This window comes from Psychrobacter sp. Rd 27.2, assembly GCF_001921755.1.
In the GTDB taxonomy this organism is placed as follows: domain Bacteria; phylum Pseudomonadota; class Gammaproteobacteria; order Pseudomonadales; family Moraxellaceae; genus Psychrobacter; species Psychrobacter celer.
Window position 1 is genome coordinate 1 of sequence record NZ_MRYB01000070.1, and the last position, 501, is coordinate 501.

Genomic DNA, 501 nt, shown 5'->3' on the forward strand with positions numbered 1-501 from the left:
TTCTTTTAATATAGGTAATATAGTGTTCTCCATTTGAGTCTTACCTAACGCAATCGTTGGCAAACGGCTTAAGCTCTCGGTATCAGGTTTAACGATGAATACCTGACCCTTAATAGCCTTACCAGCCGCGTTCCTCATTTCACCATGTCGATTACAGCGTCCTGACGCTTGGGCAATACTATCCAGTCCTGCTAAAAACCGTATCACTGATTTAAATGAAACATCTACGCCCGCCTCAATCAGCTGGGTTGAGACAACCAAAGTAGGCAAGCCGTCTTTTAGGCGTTTACGAATGGTTGCTAGTAAGTCTTTACGGTGACGAGCACATTGTCCTGTACTCAAATGGAACAACTCTTCTGACTTAGCTGTTTTAGACAGCTCTCTATATAAATCACTTGCCCACGCCTTAGTATTAACAATGACGAGCGTACTGCCAAATTTGGCAAAATTTTCGTTAATATAATCTGTCAAACCATCTAAATCTTGAGGGTTTTTAGTATG

1 protein-coding gene is annotated in these 501 nt (G+C 41.5%); it reads right to left on the bottom strand.

What is annotated here, in order from left to right; translation table 11 throughout:
* Positions 1-501: helicase-related protein (locus tag BTV99_RS12650; protein ID WP_256713796.1), on the bottom strand; the 501-nt coding region annotated here is incomplete at both ends.